The 18,065-nt window shown below is 50.7% G+C and carries 19 protein-coding genes; 1 reads left to right on the forward strand and 18 read right to left on the reverse strand.

All coding sequences use genetic code 11. The annotated features are described in order from the left end of the window. Positions 1 to 26 precede the first annotated feature (26 nt). On the reverse strand, positions 27 to 863 hold the full coding sequence (locus AC3QL0_RS16080; protein ID WP_493009380.1) for an NUDIX hydrolase: 837 nt from the start codon (positions 861 to 863) through the stop codon (positions 27 to 29). Positions 864 to 1,008: 145 nt separating this feature from the next. On the opposite strand from AC3QL0_RS16080, the gene AC3QL0_RS16085 reads away from it, so the two are divergent. After that, positions 1,009 to 1,623, forward strand: a complete 615-nt coding sequence (locus AC3QL0_RS16085; protein WP_493009381.1) for an SCO family protein — start codon at positions 1,009 to 1,011, stop codon at positions 1,621 to 1,623. Positions 1,624 to 1,813: 190 nt separating this feature from the next. Here AC3QL0_RS16085 and rpoH read toward each other — a convergent pair whose 3' ends face one another. The 17 genes from rpoH to AC3QL0_RS16170 form a co-directional block, all read right to left on the reverse strand. Continuing rightward, positions 1,814 to 2,713 carry an RNA polymerase sigma factor RpoH gene (rpoH, locus tag AC3QL0_RS16090; RefSeq protein ID WP_493009382.1) on the reverse strand — a complete coding sequence of 300 codons (900 nt, stop codon included), beginning with the start codon at positions 2,711 to 2,713 and terminating at the stop codon, positions 1,814 to 1,816. Between the two features lie 155 nt (positions 2,714 to 2,868). Further along, positions 2,869 to 3,654 (reverse strand): glycosyltransferase family 2 protein, encoded by a 786-nt coding sequence (locus AC3QL0_RS16095; protein ID WP_493009383.1) that lies wholly within the window; start codon positions 3,652 to 3,654, stop codon positions 2,869 to 2,871. Continuing rightward, positions 3,655 to 4,509, reverse strand: a complete 855-nt coding sequence (locus tag AC3QL0_RS16100; RefSeq protein WP_493009384.1) for an endonuclease/exonuclease/phosphatase family protein — start codon at positions 4,507 to 4,509, stop codon at positions 3,655 to 3,657. A gap of 4 nt (positions 4,510 to 4,513) precedes the next feature. After that, positions 4,514 to 6,310 (reverse strand): aspartate--tRNA ligase, encoded by a 1,797-nt coding sequence (gene aspS / locus AC3QL0_RS16105; RefSeq protein ID WP_493009385.1) that lies wholly within the window; start codon positions 6,308 to 6,310, stop codon positions 4,514 to 4,516. 26 nt (positions 6,311 to 6,336) lie between these two features. Beyond that, complete coding sequence (locus tag AC3QL0_RS16110) at positions 6,337 to 6,939, reverse strand: DUF502 domain-containing protein (protein WP_430221311.1); 603 nt, start codon at positions 6,937 to 6,939, stop codon at positions 6,337 to 6,339. A 5-nt stretch (positions 6,940 to 6,944) separates the two neighbouring features. Further along, the gene (locus AC3QL0_RS16115; protein ID WP_493009386.1) at positions 6,945 to 7,193 is read right to left on the reverse strand and encodes an FmdB family zinc ribbon protein; all 249 of its coding nucleotides are present in this window, start codon (positions 7,191 to 7,193) and stop codon (positions 6,945 to 6,947) included. Between the two features lie 145 nt (positions 7,194 to 7,338). Then, positions 7,339 to 8,610, reverse strand: coding sequence for a putative Na+/H+ antiporter (locus tag AC3QL0_RS16120; RefSeq protein WP_493009387.1), 1,272 nt, complete (start codon positions 8,608 to 8,610; stop codon positions 7,339 to 7,341). 133 nt (positions 8,611 to 8,743) lie between these two features. Then, on the reverse strand, positions 8,744 to 9,673 hold the full coding sequence (gene ubiA / locus AC3QL0_RS16125; protein ID WP_493009388.1) for a 4-hydroxybenzoate octaprenyltransferase: 930 nt from the start codon (positions 9,671 to 9,673) through the stop codon (positions 8,744 to 8,746). Positions 9,674 to 9,753: 80 nt separating this feature from the next. After that, positions 9,754 to 10,959: an aminotransferase-like domain-containing protein gene (locus AC3QL0_RS16130; RefSeq protein ID WP_493009389.1), complete on the reverse strand. Its 1,206-nt coding sequence runs from the start codon at positions 10,957 to 10,959 to the stop codon at positions 9,754 to 9,756. Between the two features lie 114 nt (positions 10,960 to 11,073). Beyond that, complete coding sequence (locus AC3QL0_RS16135) at positions 11,074 to 12,039, reverse strand: AraC-like ligand-binding domain-containing protein (protein ID WP_493009390.1); 966 nt, start codon at positions 12,037 to 12,039, stop codon at positions 11,074 to 11,076. Positions 12,040 to 12,145: 106 nt separating this feature from the next. Next, a complete protein-coding gene (locus AC3QL0_RS16140) occupies positions 12,146 to 12,661 on the reverse strand; it encodes a c-type cytochrome (RefSeq protein ID WP_493009391.1) in 516 nt (171 codons plus the stop codon). A 55-nt stretch (positions 12,662 to 12,716) separates the two neighbouring features. After that, complete coding sequence (locus tag AC3QL0_RS16145; RefSeq protein ID WP_493009393.1) at positions 12,717 to 13,250, reverse strand: methylamine dehydrogenase light chain; 534 nt, start codon at positions 13,248 to 13,250, stop codon at positions 12,717 to 12,719. Next, a complete protein-coding gene (gene mauD / locus AC3QL0_RS16150) occupies positions 13,234 to 13,872 on the reverse strand; it encodes a methylamine dehydrogenase accessory protein MauD (RefSeq protein ID WP_493009394.1) in 639 nt (212 codons plus the stop codon). Before mauD ends, AC3QL0_RS16145 begins: the two co-directional genes overlap by 17 nt. Further along, positions 13,873 to 14,415, reverse strand: a complete 543-nt coding sequence (locus AC3QL0_RS16155; RefSeq protein WP_493009395.1) for a MauE/DoxX family redox-associated membrane protein — start codon at positions 14,413 to 14,415, stop codon at positions 13,873 to 13,875. It lies immediately after the preceding gene. A gap of 1 nt (position 14,416) precedes the next feature. After that, positions 14,417 to 15,610 carry an amine dehydrogenase large subunit gene (locus AC3QL0_RS16160; RefSeq protein ID WP_493009396.1) on the reverse strand — a complete coding sequence of 398 codons (1,194 nt, stop codon included), beginning with the start codon at positions 15,608 to 15,610 and terminating at the stop codon, positions 14,417 to 14,419. A 22-nt stretch (positions 15,611 to 15,632) separates the two neighbouring features. Beyond that, positions 15,633 to 16,499 (reverse strand): transporter, encoded by an 867-nt coding sequence (locus tag AC3QL0_RS16165; RefSeq protein ID WP_493009397.1) that lies wholly within the window; start codon positions 16,497 to 16,499, stop codon positions 15,633 to 15,635. A 44-nt stretch (positions 16,500 to 16,543) separates the two neighbouring features. After that, positions 16,544 to 18,019 carry an aldehyde dehydrogenase family protein gene (locus AC3QL0_RS16170; protein ID WP_493009398.1) on the reverse strand — a complete coding sequence of 492 codons (1,476 nt, stop codon included), beginning with the start codon at positions 18,017 to 18,019 and terminating at the stop codon, positions 16,544 to 16,546. Between the last annotated feature and the right edge of the window lie 46 nt (positions 18,020 to 18,065).

Raw genomic sequence — 18,065 nt, forward strand, 5'->3', positions numbered from 1 at the left:
TTTTTGCAGGCCGTTATTAATGACTACTACGCTATGGTATCCGGTATTGAGGCACGGTGACAGATACTGTCTAAACTCACCAGCTCTGCCTCCAACGTAAACTCACCCGCCACCGACATTTCCCAGTACTCTTCTACGCTGATATGGCGTATCTCGCTGACTTCGCCATCTTGATTTTTCGGTTGTACATCGTGATCCAATACACAATCGTTCACCCATGCATTTTCCACCTGATAGCCTTCAGGCAAACGGCGATGCATGCGTGTGATCAAGCGCATAGGCTCTAGTGCATGTAAGTCTTTGGCGTATAAACCCGCTTCTTCTTCACTTTCACGCAGCAACGATACGTCTAGGTCTTCTTGCGCACTCACCAAACCACCTACCAAGGTGTCCCACATATCGGGATTGGTGGATTTGTGCGCAGCACGTTTCTGTACCCACAAGCGGCCTTCTGGCGTCCATGCATTTAAATGCACGGCTTGGGTCAGTACACCTAATGGGCGCACTGCACCGCGCTCTATAGCACCTAAGCAGCGCCCTTCTGCAAACACATCCAACAGTTCACCACGCCAGGCTTTCACAAAACCTGCTTCGTTCAATTTATTGGCAATGCGTTCCAGTAGTCGATTGGCTTGCACTGTGGGTAGTCGCATTTCACCTATGTGTACGGCATCACCGTCGCAACTTACCCCTTCTATGGTTAATAGTTCAGGGATAGCTTCTTTTAAAACCCAACCACAAACACGGCCACAAAAGGTCAGTGGACGACTACCTACCGGAGGCAACTCTTGTGCCTGAGCCAGCAATAGCTTGAAACGCTGCCGCATGGGCTTGTGCAATGAAGAAGAAATTTGAATTTTCATGTAAGAATTGTAGTGCATGCACTCTCGTCGCTGCACTACGCTATGCAGTTTTTTACATTAGGCACGAGTCCGCCATCCATCCTCGAATGTATAGCAGTACAGACACGGTACACTACCTTAATACTGATCCGCTTCCCTGCCTATCATGCCACCCTACTTTGCGTCCCTACCCCGTCTATTGTCTGTACTGTTACTCAGCGCAGGACTTGCTGCGTGCTCACCAGAACCTGAGCCACTGCCCTTTACTGGCAATGACATATCCACCGCCAACATAGGTCATACGTTAGAGTTAATAGATGGTAACGGTGAAACACGCACCCTGAAAGACTTCAAAGGGAAAGTAGTCGTGGTGTTCTTCGGCTTTACGCAATGCCCAGACATATGCCCTACCGCCATGGTGCAATTAGCCAGTGCTGTAGAAATGTTGGGCGATGATGCCAAGGACGTGCAAGTACTGCTGATTACCGTCGACCCTGACCGTGACACCCCAGAGGTCATGAAAGCGTATGTAGAAGCTTTTGATCCTACCTTCATCGGTCTCACTGGCACACCTGATCAAGTACGCAAGACGGCGCAATCCTTTAAAGCCTTTTACGTGAAAGTCCCCTCACCACAGGTGGGGCAATACACCATGGACCATTCCTCGTCGTTTTATCTCATCGATCAGGAAGGCAAGACTAGGGTTTTAATGCGCGGAGACGCCAGCGCTGAAGATATACAGCACGATTTATGGTTGCTACTGAAGTCTAACCCTACTTAACGCACATAAAAAAAGGACACCTGGGCAGGTGTCCTTAAAGCATCTACTTCTATCAGAGAGGGGGAAGAGGAGAAGCCGAAGTAGATGCACGCAGCGCCACACAGGGATATGAATAACGCTGCAGATACTACTTTGATGACTGTTCTTCCTATTAGTTCTCTCTCTGACGAATTTTTTATGTAAATGATTGTTACGCTGCCACCTGCAGGTAGGTGCGCATTTTTTTCATCGCTGCTACTTCAATCTGACGAATACGTTCTGCTGATACACCAAACTCGGCAGCCAACTCATGTAGCGTAGAAGATTGGTCGTCTTGCAACCAACGAGCCTCAATAATGCGACGAGAACGTGGGTCTAGTTTTTCTAACGCGCTTTCCAAGCCTTCGCCTTGCAACGACTGAGCGGCACGCTCTGCCAATACTTGGGTAGGTTCAAACGCACCTTCATCTGACAAATAGCTAATAGGTGCAAAACCCTCGTCATCGTCATCCATAGAGGACTCCAATGCCAATTCGCCACCTGTCAGGCGTATTTCCATCTCGCTCACATCTTGCGGACGCACATTCAATTCACGTGCGATATCATCAATTTCCGCAGGATTCAGCGTTTGCCCATCTTCTGGGCGCATACGACGCAGGTTAAAAAACAGTTTGCGTTGCGCCTTGGTAGTGGCGATTTTTACCAAGCGCCAATTGCGCACCACATACTCGTGGATTTCAGCTTTGATCCAATGCACAGCAAACGAAACCAGACGCACACCACGGTCTGGGTCAAACCGTTTTACTGCTTTCATCAGGCCAATATTGCCTTCTTGGATCAGGTCAGCCTGCGGCAGGCCATAACCTAGGTACTGGCGTGAAATAGACACCACCAGACGTAAATGGGACATGATCAATTGACGAGCAGCGTCAAGATCACTTTCTTTTTGTAGACGCTGGCCGAGGGCCACTTCCTCTTCTTGAGTCAGCACAGGCTGAGCATTCACAGCGGAAATATAGGCCTCTAACGTACCCAACGCGCCGGGATTGGATACGGCAGCAGCCAACTGGGTGGCAGGCGCGAGAGCCAAAGATTGCGATGTGTGGGTCATGAATAATCCTGTATCAAGGTTATCGTTCTGTGAAAGCCACAGAGTGATAACAAAGTTTCTGCATAAGCCGTTATTATTCTAGCACTCTAGCACACTGAGTGCTAAATAAGGAAACACATAATAAGAGGTCAAAATACGCAGAAAGTTCCGTATTTTTACGTGTTTTTATCAGATTTCTGTGTAAATTTCTTGCGCTGATACACTTTGCTGTAGCGGAAGAAAACGCCTGTCGCTTCGCCCACAGCAATCATCATGCCGCGCGAGCCTGACAATATGCCCAACTGCAAGAAATACGATCTAAAAAAACGGAATGCCGCTTTAAACACCACCACGGGAAAGGTATACAACCGTGCTCGTTCGGAATTGGCATACAGCTCTGAGTAGTATTGCGTTTTGACCAAAAGCTGACCTACGTCAGTCACTGCCTCGTGTTCTAGCCCGCCTTTTAATCGCACCACTTGGCTACGACCGTCCAGCTTCACTTTTTCATGTACCTGACTGTCGGTGAAACGATGCTGGCGACGGTTATACAAGCGGCATAACCAGTCTTTGCCCCAACCGTTAGTGCGTATATGCTTGCCACAAAAGTAATTATTGCGCAGCACTTCCCCTACTTTGCTTTCTTCTTCTAGGGGCCAATCTGCCAATGCATCCAGCAACTTCTGATTCACCTGCTCATCAATGTCCAACGACAGAATCCAGTCGGTTTCTGCGTGTGACGCTGCCGCATTCTTTGTAGGGCCAAAGCCCATAAAGCTGCCTTGCACCACTTTCACGTTGGGATACTCACTCAGCAAACTCAAGGTATCGTCTGTAGAGCCATTGTCATACACCACCACTTGCCTAAATGGCTTCAACGCACCAATGGTACGGCGCACATGCGCAGCCCCATTTTTTACAATGATGACTGGCGTAATGTGGGCGTAAATGTCCTCAGCCATTTAAGGAAGTTCCAATTCTGTCAGTATAGGAGCGTGGTCTGAGATTTGCTTCCAAGGCAAACCCTGCAGCACTTTCGCTGTACGCACGGCAAAGCCGCGCTGATAAATACGGTCTAATCTCAAGAAAGGGAATGCAGCTGGAAAAGTGCGCGGTGGCAAGGTCAGGCGGGCATTACCGCCCACACCCAATTGCGGTGTGTGTATCTCGCTGCCTTCTTGTTTGGACCAGCCTCGCAGCCAATTCATAGGCTGTCGCAGCTTGAAGCCTGGCCCAGTACGCCCCTTCACCATAGAGGCAAACGAAAACACTTCGTACAAGCCTAGTTGCTTCACGAAAATAGGGGCTAGCTTATTGTTCCAGTCGTTGAAATCCCCAGCGATAAGTAGAGGTTCATCATCGGGCACTAAGCGGTGAATTCTATCCACCAAGGCCTGCGCCTGACGCGCTCTACCACCACCAAACAAACCCAAATGCACCACAATACAGTGCACCGGTCTGCCTTCAATATCCACCACAGCATGAAGCAGGCCACGCTGTTCTAAGCGGTGATCTGAAATGTCTTCATTTTCGTGGTGCAAAATAGGGTATCGGGAGAGCAGTGCATTACCGTGATCGGTAAATTCTCGCACCGCATTACACCCATACGCATTACGCATGCGTAATACCGCAGCCAATGATTCGTGCTGCGCGTCCAGCGTTGCTTGCTGGTCGTTGCGCCCCTGAACCTCCTGCAAAAACAGCAGGTCCGGGGCCAGACCATACAGCCCTAGCTTCAACTCTTCTAGGGACTCACGACCACCTGTGGCCGTGCGCCCCTTATGAATGTTGTAGCTAACGACTCGTATGATTCCCATAGCCTTAGGCGGGCTTAGCTTCCTGTGGACGCAAGCGGATGTGCAACTCTTTCAACTGCTTCTCGTCTACACCGGAAGGCGCGTGAGTCAACAAACACTGAGCACGCTGTGTTTTGGGGAACGCAATCACGTCACGGATGGAATCTGCACCAGCCATCATTGTGATCATGCGGTCCAAACCAAAGGCAATACCACCGTGTGGAGGCGCACCGTATTGCAGCGCATCCAGCAAGAAGCCGAATTTCTCGCGAGCCTCTTCAGCATTGATGTTCAATGCAGAGAACACTTTACTTTGAACATCAGCACGGTGAATACGTACCGAACCACCGCCCATTTCCCAACCGTTCAATACCATATCGTAGGCTTTGGCCTGCACTTTGGCGGGATCGGTTTCCAAGAAGTCTTCGTGACCATCTTTGGGGCTGGTGAATGGGTGGTGTGCCGCGTAGTAACGCTTGGTTTCTTCGTCGTACTCGAACATCGGGAAATCCACAACCCACAGCGGTTTCCAGCCTGCTTCAACCAAGCCATGCTTGCGACCATGCTCGCTGTGGCCAATCTTGATACGCAGCGCACCCATAGCATCGTTCACTACGGACGTTTTGTCTGCACCAAAGAAGATCAAGTCGCCGTTTTGAGCGCCTGTACGTTCCATCACGGCGCGCAGTGCGTCGTTGTCGATGTTCTTCACGATTGGGGACTGCAGACCCTCAGGGATGTTCGCCACATCGTTTACTTTGATGTAAGCCAAGCCTTTAGCGCCATAGATGCCTACAAATTTAGTGTATGCGTCTATTTCGCTACGTGGCATTTCACCACCAGCAGGTACACGCAATGCCACAACACGGCAGTTAGGATCATTCGCTGGGCCGGAGAACACTTTGAAGGACACTTCGCGCATCAAGTCGGCCACATCGGTGAACTCCAGTTTCACACGCATATCTGGCTTATCGGAACCGAAACGCTGCATGGCTTCTGTCCAGCTCATCACAGGGAAAGGCTGAGGCAACTCAACTTTCTGTACTGTGGAGAACACATGACGCACCATGTTTTCGAAAATATCGCGGATTTGGAACTCGTCCATGAACGACATTTCGCAGTCGATCTGGGTGAATTCTGGCTGACGGTCAGCACGCAAATCTTCGTCGCGGAAACATTTGGTGATTTGGTAGTAGCGATCGAAACCGGCCACCATCAACATCTGTTTGAACAGCTGTGGTGACTGCGGCAAAGCAAAGAACTCACCTGGGTTCACACGGGATGGCACCAAATAGTCACGAGCGCCTTCTGGTGTGCTCTTGGTCAGCATTGGGGTTTCGATATCGATAAAGCCCATGCTATCCAAGTATTTACGCACTTCCATGGCCACACGGTAGCGCAACATCAAGTTGTTTTGCATTTGTGGGCGACGCAAATCCAGCACGCGGTGTGTCAGACGTGTGGTTTCGGACAGGTTGTCATCATCCAATTGGAATGGAGGAGTCACCGACGCGTTCAGGATTTCCAGCTCTTGGCAAACCACTTCAATAGCACCAGACGCCAAATCTGGGTTGGCAGTGCCTTCTGGACGTGCTTGAACAACGCCTGTTACGCGCAAGCAGAACTCGTTACGAATACGCTCAGCTGTCGCAAACACTTCAGCATTTTCCGGATTCACAACGATCTGTGCCAGACCAGCACGATCACGCAGGTCAATAAAAATGACACCACCATGATCGCGTCGGCGGTGCACCCAGCCGAACAACGTAACGGTTTGTCCCAAGTGTTGGGTATTGACCTCGCCGGTATAGCAGGTACGCATCTAGGATGACTCCCTCAGTAAACGAATCAGAGAGGCGGGCGCTCAGCAGGCACCACGACCCCCATAGAAACAATATATTTAAGCGCCGCATCCACGGTCATATCTAGCTTGACCACATCGGACCGCGGCAACATCAGAAAAAATCCCGAAGTAGGATTGGGCGTAGTGGGCACATACACACTCACACACTCGACGGGCAACTTGCCCACCACCTCACCACCTGGGGCACCTGTTAAAAAGGCGATGGTCCACGCCCCTTTTCGGGGGTATTCAACCAATACCGCTTCACGGAAAGCCTGCCCATTTGGGGCCAGCACCGTATCGCTCACCTGCTTAACGGAATTATAAATGGAACGCACTAACGGGATACGTCCCAATAGTTTCTCCCATTGCTCGAATAAAGTACGACCTATCAAATTGGCCGTGACCAAACCCGTAAGCACCACAACTGCCAGCACCAGTATGACACTGAAACCTGGCACCGAAACGCCGAATAACGCCTCGGAAGAGAGAAACTTCGGTACAAAGCTTTCAAGCGTATCGATCAACAACATAATGACCCAGACTGTGATCACCAAAGGGATCCAGACCAGTAAGCCAGTAATGAAAAATCGCTTGAAAAAACGCATAGCCGTTAGGAACCGCTACTATTGCCTGAAGAACTACTGGAAGACGAGCTTCCAGAATCAGAGGATTTTCCGCCATTGCGGAAGTCTGTCACATACCAGCCCGAACCTTTCAATTGAAAGCCCGCAGCGGTGACCTGTTTCTGATAGGTATGCTGACCACAGGTTGGACATACTTCCAAAACCGGATCAGACATCTTCTGCAGTACATCCTGCTCGTGATGGCAGTTACTGCACTTATACGCATAAATAGGCACGACGCAACTCTAAAACAGTAGGACGAAACACAATTAGCCCATTCTAACGTAAACGGGCTAAATTCAGATTCCTGATTTTAGCCCGTTTACTGCCATATCGCACTGTTTATGCGTAACAGCCTGCTTTACAGCGTCCTTTTTTGCCTTAAACCGGCAACAGGAACATACCTGCTGCGATCAAGGTAGGGATCGCAGCCGACAGCAACAAACGCAATGGCGAAATCGCGCCATCGGGGAATGTGCCTTTCAAAATAGAGAAACCTGCTGGGTTTGGTGCATTGGCAATCACAGTCAAACCACCACCTGTTACCGCACCAGCTACCAACATGTAGCGCCAGAACTCGTTAGTACCTTCCACCAACGAACCCAAGTAGGTCAATGCGGCGTTATCGGTAATAGCTGTCAAAGCCGTAGCGCCCCAGAACAGTACGAACGGAGGCAAGCCACCTAGTAAGTCTTGCAACCACCATTTCTGCAAACCACCTAGCACCACCAAACCCGCCAAGAAGAAACCTACCATCAGGCCTTCACGGATCATCAATGGATTCTGGTGACGTGCGTAAGCGTGGGCATAGCCGATGAACATCATCAACAACGCCATGAAAATCACAGGGTGGTGAGCAAAAATCACGACACCCGCTAAGAACAACATGTGAATCACCATAACCACTGGTGGTACAGGTGGACGCTTAGCTTTAGTCACTACAGTGCTTGGGTCAGGCTCAGGCATTACCAATGCGTCACGCGACAACCAGGTTAAAATGGCGGCGTTAATAATCACGGCCAAGGCAGCACGCCAGCCAAAATGCGTGAACATGTAGGCAGAATCCCAACCAAATGTTTGGGCTACCATCAATACCGGTGGTGCTGCGTACGCAGTTAACACCCCACCAATGGAGATGTTCACGAAGAGCACGCCCAAGGTCAGGTATTTAAAACCATCCAGATTGGACTTAGAGAAGTAACGATCCCTAATCATCAGAGCGGCCAGTGTCATGGCGGCAGGCTCAGTAATCAACGAGCCAGACAGCGGTACAAAAGCCATGATGATGAAGAACATGGCGTACTCTTGGCGCACAGGCACCAGACGCGACAACAAGCGCACGATCACTGACACCAGCTCCAGAATCGGTCGGCTGGCCGCGATCACCATAATCACGAACACAAAGGCTGGTTCAGTGAAGTTACGCGAATCCATGTACTGCACAGCGGTATCCAAACCAATGAATACGGCCACGTACACAAATAACACACAGGCCCATACACCGAAAACAGCTTCTACTTCAGACAGTAAATGCCATAAACCCGCGTGTGACCCACCGCGATTAGCGAGGCGAGCAAAAACGGGAACGGAAAACGTATGGACAATGGCGATCGCAAACAATATGGTTGCGACAACTTCCATGGTACTGGGCATGATCAACCTACTAAAGACTCACCCGACTGCCTAAGCAATTGAGGTTCTGATATGGATATGAAAGCCACTGATTTTACACAGCGAATTTCGTAGGAACGATCTTTTTAGGGTTTTTTTTAGTGTTTATAAGGGTTTACCCTAGCATCGTTCCAGCCAGTGCCGCTACGATCATCAGCACCCCAACAGTCATGTTGGCACGAAAAAGCCCTAGTCCAAATTCGGGACGTTTTGGATCAAAACGACTCACTTGCCACACAAAGTGCACAGCAATCACAGCCATGACTACAAAGTAGCCTATGCCCATTCCCATGCTGTAACCCGCCCACAGCCAGCACAGCATGGCCAAGATATACAAGCCACCAATCCATTGCTTACCGTTATCACCAAAACGAATGGCCGCAGACTTCAAGCCCAACTTCAGATCATCAGCGATATCGATGTAACCGTAAATGGCGTCATATCCTATCTGCCACAACACGGTGCCCCACCACATGGCAATCGCGGCCAACGGCACAATATTCTGGGTATCTGACCACGCCATCAACATCCCCCAGTTAAAGGCGATGCCCAGCACAGCTTGCGGCCAATAGGTAAAACGTTTGCACAACGGGTAGATCACCACTATAGGCACTAACGCCAACGCTAACCATCGGCTATAGCTATTAATAGCAAATAAGAACAGCGCTGCCACGACTAGCTGTGCGAACACAAACCACAACGCTTTTTTAAGCGTCAGTTGCCCACTAGTGAGCGGTCTGAATCGTGTACGTTCTACTTGATGGTCAAAATTTCTGTCGAAAATATCGTTGAAACAGCACCCTACACCACGCATTAGCAGCGCACCTAGTGAGAAAATCAGCAGGCGCCACCAATCGGGTACACCACCAGCAGCTTGCACCAATGCGGCAATCGTAGGCAGCAGAGTCAGCCATGTGCCCACAGGACGATCTAGCCTACACAGCCTCGCATAAGGCCCCCATGCGGCGGGCAGCCAACGCGCCACCCAATCGTTGTGGCGTATATCGTTTAAATCAATGCGTTCTGGCGTTTTTGAGGCAGACATGGCAAACAGTGGCAGTATAAAAAAGTACAGCCGTGCAAAACACGGCTGTGTGATGATAACGCGAAAATCGCCTTGCAGCCTTATGCCTGTAACTCTTCGCGTATTAGCTGACCTAGAATTTCTATACCCTTGCGAATTTTGTCTTCAGACACAGTAACAAAGCTCAAACGCAACGTATTATGTGGAGGATTCGCGCTTGCATAGAACGGAGCTCCCGGCACGAATGCCACATTACGAGCAATAGCTTTTTCTAGCAAACGTTCAGCATCCATGTGCTCGGGCAATGTTACCCACAAGAACATACCGCCCTCAGGCTTAGTCCATTGCACAGATGCAGGGAAATGCTGCTCCAGCGCTTCAAGCATGAACGCACATTGACGTTGATACAGCGCACGCACCACTGGCAAATGGCGGCTCAAAAAACCATCTTGCACCGCGTTGTACACCGCCATCTGCGTCACAATTGCTGTGTGCAAGTCAGTCGCTTGTTTGATCTGCACTAACTTATTAATGATCTCTACCGGTGCCACGATGTAACCTAAACGCAGCCCAGGTGCCAGCACTTTAGAGAACGAGCCTAAACGAATCACTGTCGCGCCAGCTTTACGGCCCAACGCCAGCAAGCTAGGTTGTGGCGTACCAGCATAGCGCAGCTCGCCATAAGGATCATCTTCCACCACAGGAATACCCGCCGCTGCACAACGCTCCACCAACTCTTGGCGACGCCCTGCATTCAGTGTGACCCCCATAGGGTTCTGGAAATTCGGCAGTGTGTAAATAAAACGTGCGCCTTGTGCTTTAGCAGCAGACACCTCGGCTGGCAGTAGCCCCTGCTCGTCTGTAGCAATGGCCACATACTCGGGCTCAAACATAGAAAACGACTGCAGCGCCCCCAAGTACGTTGGCGACTCCACCAACACCTTGCTGCCGGGATCAATAAACAGCTTGCCCAGCATATCTAGCGCTTGCTGCGAACCCGAGACAATCAACACTTCATCCGCAGAGACGGTCAGACTATCGCGGCTCAAATCGTTGGCCACCCACTCACGTAGCGGCTGATACCCTTCGGTAGGACCGTACTGCAGCGCTTGCCTACCTTGTTCAGACAAAACGTTCTCATACGCCGCGCGCAACTCTTCAATAGGAAAGCCGTCAGCGGATGGCAAACCGCCCGCAAAAGAAATCACTTCGGTACGTGTAGTGATTTTCAGAATTTCTCTAATCGCCGAACCCGTCAATTTTTGGGCGCGTTTGGAAAAAACAAAAGAAGGCGTATGTGCAGTCATGGCGCAAGGGTTAAAAAATCAGGGGGAATGCAGGTATTCCTGCTAGATACAGTACAGATTATCGTATTCATACCAATAGGCATAGAGCCTCATCACAACACTAGTTGCCAGTCCTCAACACATGTTGCATTCTTTGGCGTCGTTTGGCGTTTGGCGCCACGCCGTTGGTGACAACCCATAACGACGTCTAAATGCATGGCTAAATGCCGTGGCATCTCTAAACCCGTATTGATAGGCCAACTCAGTCACTGGGCGTTGATAATGCGGATTGGCCAGCAACTGCTTACAGGCCTCTAACCGTTGACGCTGTATGTAATCCGCAGGCGATAAGTTCTGCAACGCAAACAGCTTGTACAAATAACGACGTGAATAGCGGAAATGTGTGCAGAGCAGTTCTACGCCTAGCGCTGGATCAGTAAGGTTTTCAGCAATGTAATGCTTAAGCTTCATCAACTGCACATGCTGCACAGAGTCCTGCTCTTGTTCCAGCGTGAATTCTGCGCATTCACTCAGCTGCGCGCCGATCAAATGCAGCAATGCGGTCGCCACCCCACCTGCTGCCACATCCGACAACTGCGGGCGCTGATGCAAGGCACTGAGCAACATCTGACGCATGATTTGCCCGCTACCTTCTTGCGTTTCAAAGCGTCGCACCAATGCTGTTTGTAGGTAAGGCAGCCACGCTTGCATGTGACTTAACCCCAGTTGCAGCACCAGCAAGTGCGCTTCTGCATCGACATTGATGGTGTAAGGGCGTGTAGTATCGTACAACGCCCATTGCCCAGCTTGCAGCAGCACTTTACGGTTTTGTTGATGAATTTCGCTTACACCAGAGAGTTGCAACGACACCTTATACAAGGCTGATTCGGTACGATCCGCCAAGGCATGGGTGCGATCTACCTGCAGTGCTGTGCAACGCATTTCTGTCACCATCAACGAGCCTAGTTGATCGTTAATAGCAAGATTAGAGAACGGCTGATTACCTTGCGCTTTCACATCAAGTGGCACAAATGTCTGTGATAGAAACTCGCTTAATAACCCCACATCCTGAAAATGCAGTGGCGAAGCATGCAACAACATTTTCCTCTCCTCTTAGTGCTGCTTTATCTCATCCCCTACTTTTATTTATCGTTTTTTCTTTGTTCTGCCTAGACAGACAAACCCGCACTCGCAACTCGTGTTGCGCTTAACGACCGGCTTGCCCGAATAAGTATGGAGCAGGTTCCCAGCCCTGTTCAGCCATTTGTTGCTCTAGCGCCTTGCGCGCTGCGGCCACATCATCAAACTTATAAGGACGCGATGCCCCTACTTCGGCAGCACTGAACAGTCTGAACTTTCCATTCTCGTATTCCTCGGGACTAAATCGTGCCACCACATAGTTCAACACCATCGCCAGTTCATCGTTATTGAGCTGCGATTGTGAAGCACCAGGCACCCGTATCATATACGCACGACCATCTGGAATACGGCTAAACAAACCAATGGAATCTACAAAACTAGGAATGCCACGATTTTCCGCGCCACGCCCATCAAAACGATGGCAGCCCGCACATTGCAGCATATAGTCTTTGTACACCCCTTCATTATTCAAAAAATAGGCCAATTGTGCATCGCCATCTGTAGGCAATGGTCGCTTTGCAAGCGCTGCATTCGCCCCCAACCCTGACACACAGCCCAAGAGAACCAGTATCAACGCTTTCATTCTTGTACTCCACACCAAGCGGGTCGATAACCCATAGGCTACCGACCTCTTTTTCTTAGTTCTTGGCTAAACCTACCAACACGGATGTCGTGCAGTGGAAGGTGCTGTTGTCATTGGCCATGCACCAGTTCACGTCATTATGCAGGAAGAACTCATACCCAGGACGTTCACGTGTTTGGGTATTACATCCGCAACGGTTACACGCCGTTTTCCCACAACAATCGTTATAACTGATGAGGTAATCCTTACCATCGTAAGGATTATGGCACGTACCTACCCACGAAATAGGCGATGCTGTTGTGCCGGGCGGGCAAGACGAGGCTGTACCACCGCAGCATGAACACAAGAAACCGTCTACCGCGCAATGGCGCCAGTAGTCGCACGAGTTAAATTCTTCTTCAGGAATCTCGTTAGGATCCAAGTCCGTCAGCTTGGGTGTGTTGTTATTGGCGCGAGCCACAGGCAGCACGGGCAATATGGCAGCAGACGCCACCATCACTTTGCCCAAGCCGTTTAAGAAACCACGACGTGAAGAGCGGTGCGCCAAACGGCGAGACACCCGTTCACCCAAGTTATCCAACCAATGCATTTGTCTTCTCCTTACGTGAAACATTCACGTCTTTCATCTCTGTTGTACGCAGGTAATCCTGCATGGACGCTACACCCAGCTCTTTGGCTGTAAACAGACTTTCCAGCTGTTCGCGGGAATTGATCAACCCTTTGGCGCGGATCACACCGTTTTCATCCATCAACACGGCGTAGGGCAATTTGCTGATGTGAAAGCTCATGCCTAGCGGCGTGGACAGCACGTAAGGGAATGGGTCTAAACCAGCTTGTTTGTAGAAAGCCAAGTGCTCGGGCATTTCGCCATCGCTGGCCAACACCACGCGTAGCCACTGTTTTTCCGCCTGCGCGATAGAACGCAAAATAGGCAGTAGCTTTTTACATACTGGGCAAGTCGGTGACAGGAAAAACAGCAGTTGGCTGTACTGCCCTGGTACACCGATACTTTGTGCTCGGCCTACGATATCGGTCAGCTCAAACACGGGGGCCGCACTACCTACTTCTGGCCCTTTATCCATGGTCAACGCCCCCATCGGCGCAACGCGTTCATACAGCACGCCAATTTGTCTGGACAGCGCCAATACCAATACCACCAACATCAGCACAACTACCCACAACACGATATTTGAAATCACTAACGCACTCATTTAGATCTCCTTGAGTTTTTGTAATTTGCTATGCGATTCAATCAACAGATTCAATGCGTGATACATCCCTAACAACGCTAAAGTGGCCCCAAAGAAGGTCAATCCATCCACCCACCCCAATGCACGCTCGGGTTGAGTAACAGGCACCACAACGGCGCTAAGCACCACCAGCAATAGCAGATTACGTACCACTAACCACCATGACAGCCCTGCCGACTGGTCTTTTAAGCTGCCACAACCGCATGACACATCGGTGTGGCCACGCAGCAAGTTAATGGCCATTGCGGCGGTTGCCACCACCAACAACGCAGCGGCTACCCATGCTCCCAACACGCGAGCACTAGGCCATAACAGCAGCAAGGCTGCCGACAGCTCAGTCACGATGAATACGCCAGACACAGGCCGTACTAATACGTCAGGTACCAACCGGTAAGCAGATACAGCCGCTTCAAACAAACTGAAATGGCGGATTTTTTCTAGGCCGCTGGCCAGCAACAAAATGCATAAACTGGCAGCCGCCACATAGCCCAAAATCGGGTCCATACTAGCCTCCGTTTTTCATCACCACGTGAGGCTCTACTTGCAGCGCTGCCTCACCAGCATTTTCAATGGTGCGAATCAACGTAGGCGTGTCACCACTGATGTCGAAGATATGCACGTTGCCACCATCAATACCCAGCAGCCGTTTGCCCGGCTCATCTACAGAGATAGACAGAATCCCCATACCTGGCACACGTGCAATACGTTTTTTAGTGGGCAGGTCATAAACCCAGATTTCTTCGGCTGGTGATTTGTGTGTACCTTCGGCACCACCTGAGTGCATCAACACGTATAGACGCTCTTTACCTTCGTCCGCAGCCAGCAAGTTATAGCCGCCTGGCGTCCAACCTGCTGCTCTATCTTGTTCGTCTAGCAAGGACCAGCTAGGCTCAAAGCTCACTTTGTCACCGTTGAAATCAGCGGTGTACATCGTGCCGTAGAAAGACACGTAATGCGCTTTGTTATTCACCATGGCTTGTGCAATGAAAACAGGGTCATCTTGCACCGAGAACATGCGCTCACTACGGTACTGTGATGCGACTTTGCCGTTTTCATCCAAGTCGATGACTAACAACTTGCCATCGCCACACACGGTCATGAAGCTGCGTGGACGGTTAGGCAAAGGGTTCACACTCCAGCAACCTGCTACAGCCGTAATTTCTTCTACGTGCTCACCCTTCTCTACGTCTACCACCGCTACGGAAATCGCTGGGGTCGCATTTTGCAGAATGATGAATTTACCGTCTGTAGTCTGGCGGAACATATTGCGGTAGTTCAGACCTTGCACACGGTTGTTAGGCAGAATGATTTCTTTCTCGAAGGTCAGACCGTCAGCATCCCAAATCTCTACCACATCGGTACGTTTCCCACGGGTGACACGCTCGTGGTAAGTCGTCATGGTGTAGATTTTCTTACCATCATTGGACAACTGCATGTGACCATTAAAGCTGGTAGGAATCATCCCCAAGAAACGGCCTGTTTTACCGTCAAACACGTGCACACGGCTTTCGGTCATGTGCATAAATACTGTGTCCATGACATAAATACGGTCTTGTGCGTCAGACGATAAGGCATGCCCATCGGTCAGAGTTTCCAGCGGTTTGAATTGCTGAGCCTGTGCGCCAAGGGCGACACCACCCAACACCAAAGCCGCTACCCAACGAGCACTGTTTCGCCTGATATTTCGGGCTAATCGCATTGTCTTCTCCTGAGTTAATGCGCTAGAACGCATAGGCATAACGCAGCTGCACCCCATTTAACCGTGGTCCATTGCGAACCTCTAGGTCATGGATGTACTGCAGTTGCAGTTGATGCTGATTATTAAGTTGATGAGTAATTTCAGCGGCCAACTGGTGGCTGTTTGCAGAGCCCACCACTTGGGTACCATTCACTTTCTCTTTACCGCCCGTTTCATAGCGGTAACGCATCCCCACATAGGTGGATTCAGTCAAATTGGTGGAGACCAACGCCATCAAACGCATGGACGGGTCTTTTTTCAGTGTGGCGCCATAATAATTAGTGTTCTTGCCGTAAAACTCGAACTCTGCCACACCCTCAAAGTAGCTGCTCTCACCAAAGCCTTGTGCAAACGCAAAGTCTTGTACGGTGGTCCAACGGTTAGCACCTGGAGACAAATCGGCACGCGAGCCGTGATAGCGCCCGGTAGGAACAGTCACAAAAGGCTCCCATGCGAAATAGGTACGGCTTTCTTCGTTATTCACGAACCATACCGCCGCCCCCAAGCTCACATCCCCCACGCCCTGCATATGCTCACGGGGATTACCCATGTTTTTACGCAACACGGGCACGATGATCTCGTACTGCACGGTCTTCCCTGCCAACTCGCGATAATGCATCTGTCTATAAATAGCCATCTGCATATCCATGCCGGGAGCACCCGACACACGCTTACCGTTTTCGTAGATACCGTGCGAGCTTAAGCTCGCCATATAACCTACCAACAAATTGGTGCCCACTGGCGCAGGCAGCCAGTCCCGCGCACTGGGGTCTCCGGCCACACTGCTACCACTTGCCACCATCCCTGCAATACACAGCCATACCTTCACTGTTTTACTGGGAATACTCATGTCTCCTCCCTGTGTTTTTATGGATGCTGCGTTAGGGGGTTACTTCAAGAGGCATAGGCAACACATACCGATTTGGTGTCCAGATAGGACTCCACTGCCGCCTTGCCATGCTCACGCCCTAGCCCAGATTGTTTGAAACCGCCAAAGGGCATGTGTGGATCCAGCATGTTGTGCGTATTCACCCAAACCGTTCCCGCCTTGATGGCTGTCACCAAGCGATTCACACGGTTCAGATCATTACTCCACACGCTGGCGCCCAGCCCGTATTCCGTTTGATTGGCCAGACGGATCGCGTCAGCCTCTGTCTCAAAACGGTTCGCCACCAACACCGGCCCGAAGATTTCTTCTTGAGAAACGCGCGCCATAATGTCCACATCAGCAAACACCGTAGGGCGCACAAAGAAACCTTGCTCAGGACGATCCTGTGCTTTGGTCAGCAGCCTCCCCTCTTTCTGACCAATCTCTATGTACTTCTGTACACGCGCTTGTTGACGTGCAGAAATCAGCGGAGCAATCTGCGTGCTCTCACTAAAGCCATCACCTAGCACCATCTCATCGGCAATCTTGGCGATGCCTTGTACAACCTCTTCGTAAATACCGCTCTGAATGTACAAGCGCGAACCCGCCGTACACACCTGACCTTGGTTAAAGAAGATGGCGTTCGCTGCACCTTGAATGGCCTGCTCTAGATTGCAGTCATCAAAAATCAGCACAGGCGATTTACCGCCTAGTTCTAGCGCCACTTTCTTCATGTCTTGAGCGGCTTGGCGAGCAATGATGTAGCCCACTTCGGTAGAGCCTGTGAACGAAATCTTGTTCACCAACGGGTGCGCGGTTAAGGCAGCGCCCGTGCTATCGCCACGGCCAGTAATCACGTTCACTACGCCCGCAGGAAAACCAGCTTCCAATACCAGTTCAGCCAAACGTATGGCGGTTAACGGTGTTTCTTCGGCAGGCTTCAGTACCACGGTGCAGCCTGCGGCCAATGCAGGAGCAATTTTCCATACTGCCATCAACAGGGGGAAATTCCACGGCACAATTGCCGCCACCACACCCACGGGCTCCAAGCGTGTGTACGCGTGATAGCTGGTGTTTGGAGGAAATGGAATAGATAAATTCAGCACATCACCAGAGACCTTAGTGGCCCAACCAGCCATATAGCGCAACCACTGCACTGCCGACGCGACTTCCATACCTAATGAAAAGCGCAGCAACTTACCGTTGTTCAACGTTTCCAAGCTAGCCAACTCATCGGCATGAGCTTCCACTACATCAGCCAACTTGAGCAACAAACGCTCACGTTGTGCTGGCAACATGGTGGTCCATGCGGAATCAGTCAGCGCACGGTGCGCCGCTTGTACCGCCTGATCCACGCCTTCCACGCCAGCCTCTGGCTGCATTGCAATGACATCTCCGGTCGCGGGGTTATATACGGGGATGCGATCTCCATGGCTTTGCTCTACCGCCTTGCCCGCGATAATCATGTGCTCACGAATGCCCTTCACCTGTTGTACGGCCATGCCCAAGTCTCCTGTAGAGGGTAATTTTCACGGCCTGAGTATATCT

The sequence above is a fragment of the Paenalcaligenes sp. GW821-LYS-B07-1 genome (assembly GCF_058803365.1).

Bases quoted from the DNA above. Each gene is read 5' to 3' on its own strand.
- AC3QL0_RS16080 (WP_493009380.1), bottom strand. From the start codon at position 863: ATGAAAATTCAAATTTCTTCTTCATTGCACAAGCCCATGCGGCAGCGT.
- AC3QL0_RS16140 (WP_493009391.1), bottom strand. From the start codon at position 12,661: ATGAAAGCGTTGATACTGGTTCTCTTGGGCTGTGTGTCAGGGTTGGGG.
- AC3QL0_RS16100 (WP_493009384.1), bottom strand. From the start codon at position 4,509: ATGGGAATCATACGAGTCGTTAGCTACAACATTCATAAGGGGCGCACG.
- AC3QL0_RS16170 (WP_493009398.1), bottom strand. From the start codon at position 18,019: ATGGCCGTACAACAGGTGAAGGGCATTCGTGAGCACATGATTATCGCG.
- AC3QL0_RS16135 (WP_493009390.1), bottom strand. From the start codon at position 12,039: ATGTTGTTGCATGCTTCGCCACTGCATTTTCAGGATGTGGGGTTATTA.
- AC3QL0_RS16155 (WP_493009395.1), bottom strand. From the start codon at position 14,415: ATGGACCCGATTTTGGGCTATGTGGCGGCTGCCAGTTTATGCATTTTG.
- AC3QL0_RS16095 (WP_493009383.1), bottom strand. From the start codon at position 3,654: ATGGCTGAGGACATTTACGCCCACATTACGCCAGTCATCATTGTAAAA.
- AC3QL0_RS16110 (WP_430221311.1), bottom strand. From the start codon at position 6,939: ATGCGTTTTTTCAAGCGATTTTTCATTACTGGCTTACTGGTCTGGATC.
- ubiA (WP_493009388.1), bottom strand. From the start codon at position 9,673: ATGTCTGCCTCAAAAACGCCAGAACGCATTGATTTAAACGATATACGC.
- AC3QL0_RS16120 (WP_493009387.1), bottom strand. From the start codon at position 8,610: ATGCCCAGTACCATGGAAGTTGTCGCAACCATATTGTTTGCGATCGCC.
- AC3QL0_RS16145 (WP_493009393.1), bottom strand. From the start codon at position 13,250: ATGCATTGGTTGGATAACTTGGGTGAACGGGTGTCTCGCCGTTTGGCG.
- aspS (WP_493009385.1), bottom strand. From the start codon at position 6,310: ATGCGTACCTGCTATACCGGCGAGGTCAATACCCAACACTTGGGACAA.
- AC3QL0_RS16130 (WP_493009389.1), bottom strand. From the start codon at position 10,959: ATGACTGCACATACGCCTTCTTTTGTTTTTTCCAAACGCGCCCAAAAA.
- AC3QL0_RS16165 (WP_493009397.1), bottom strand. From the start codon at position 16,499: ATGAGTATTCCCAGTAAAACAGTGAAGGTATGGCTGTGTATTGCAGGG.
- mauD (WP_493009394.1), bottom strand. From the start codon at position 13,872: ATGAGTGCGTTAGTGATTTCAAATATCGTGTTGTGGGTAGTTGTGCTG.
- AC3QL0_RS16085 (WP_493009381.1), top strand. From the start codon at position 1,009: ATGCCACCCTACTTTGCGTCCCTACCCCGTCTATTGTCTGTACTGTTA.
- AC3QL0_RS16160 (WP_493009396.1), bottom strand. From the start codon at position 15,610: ATGCGATTAGCCCGAAATATCAGGCGAAACAGTGCTCGTTGGGTAGCG.
- rpoH (WP_493009382.1), bottom strand. From the start codon at position 2,713: ATGACCCACACATCGCAATCTTTGGCTCTCGCGCCTGCCACCCAGTTG.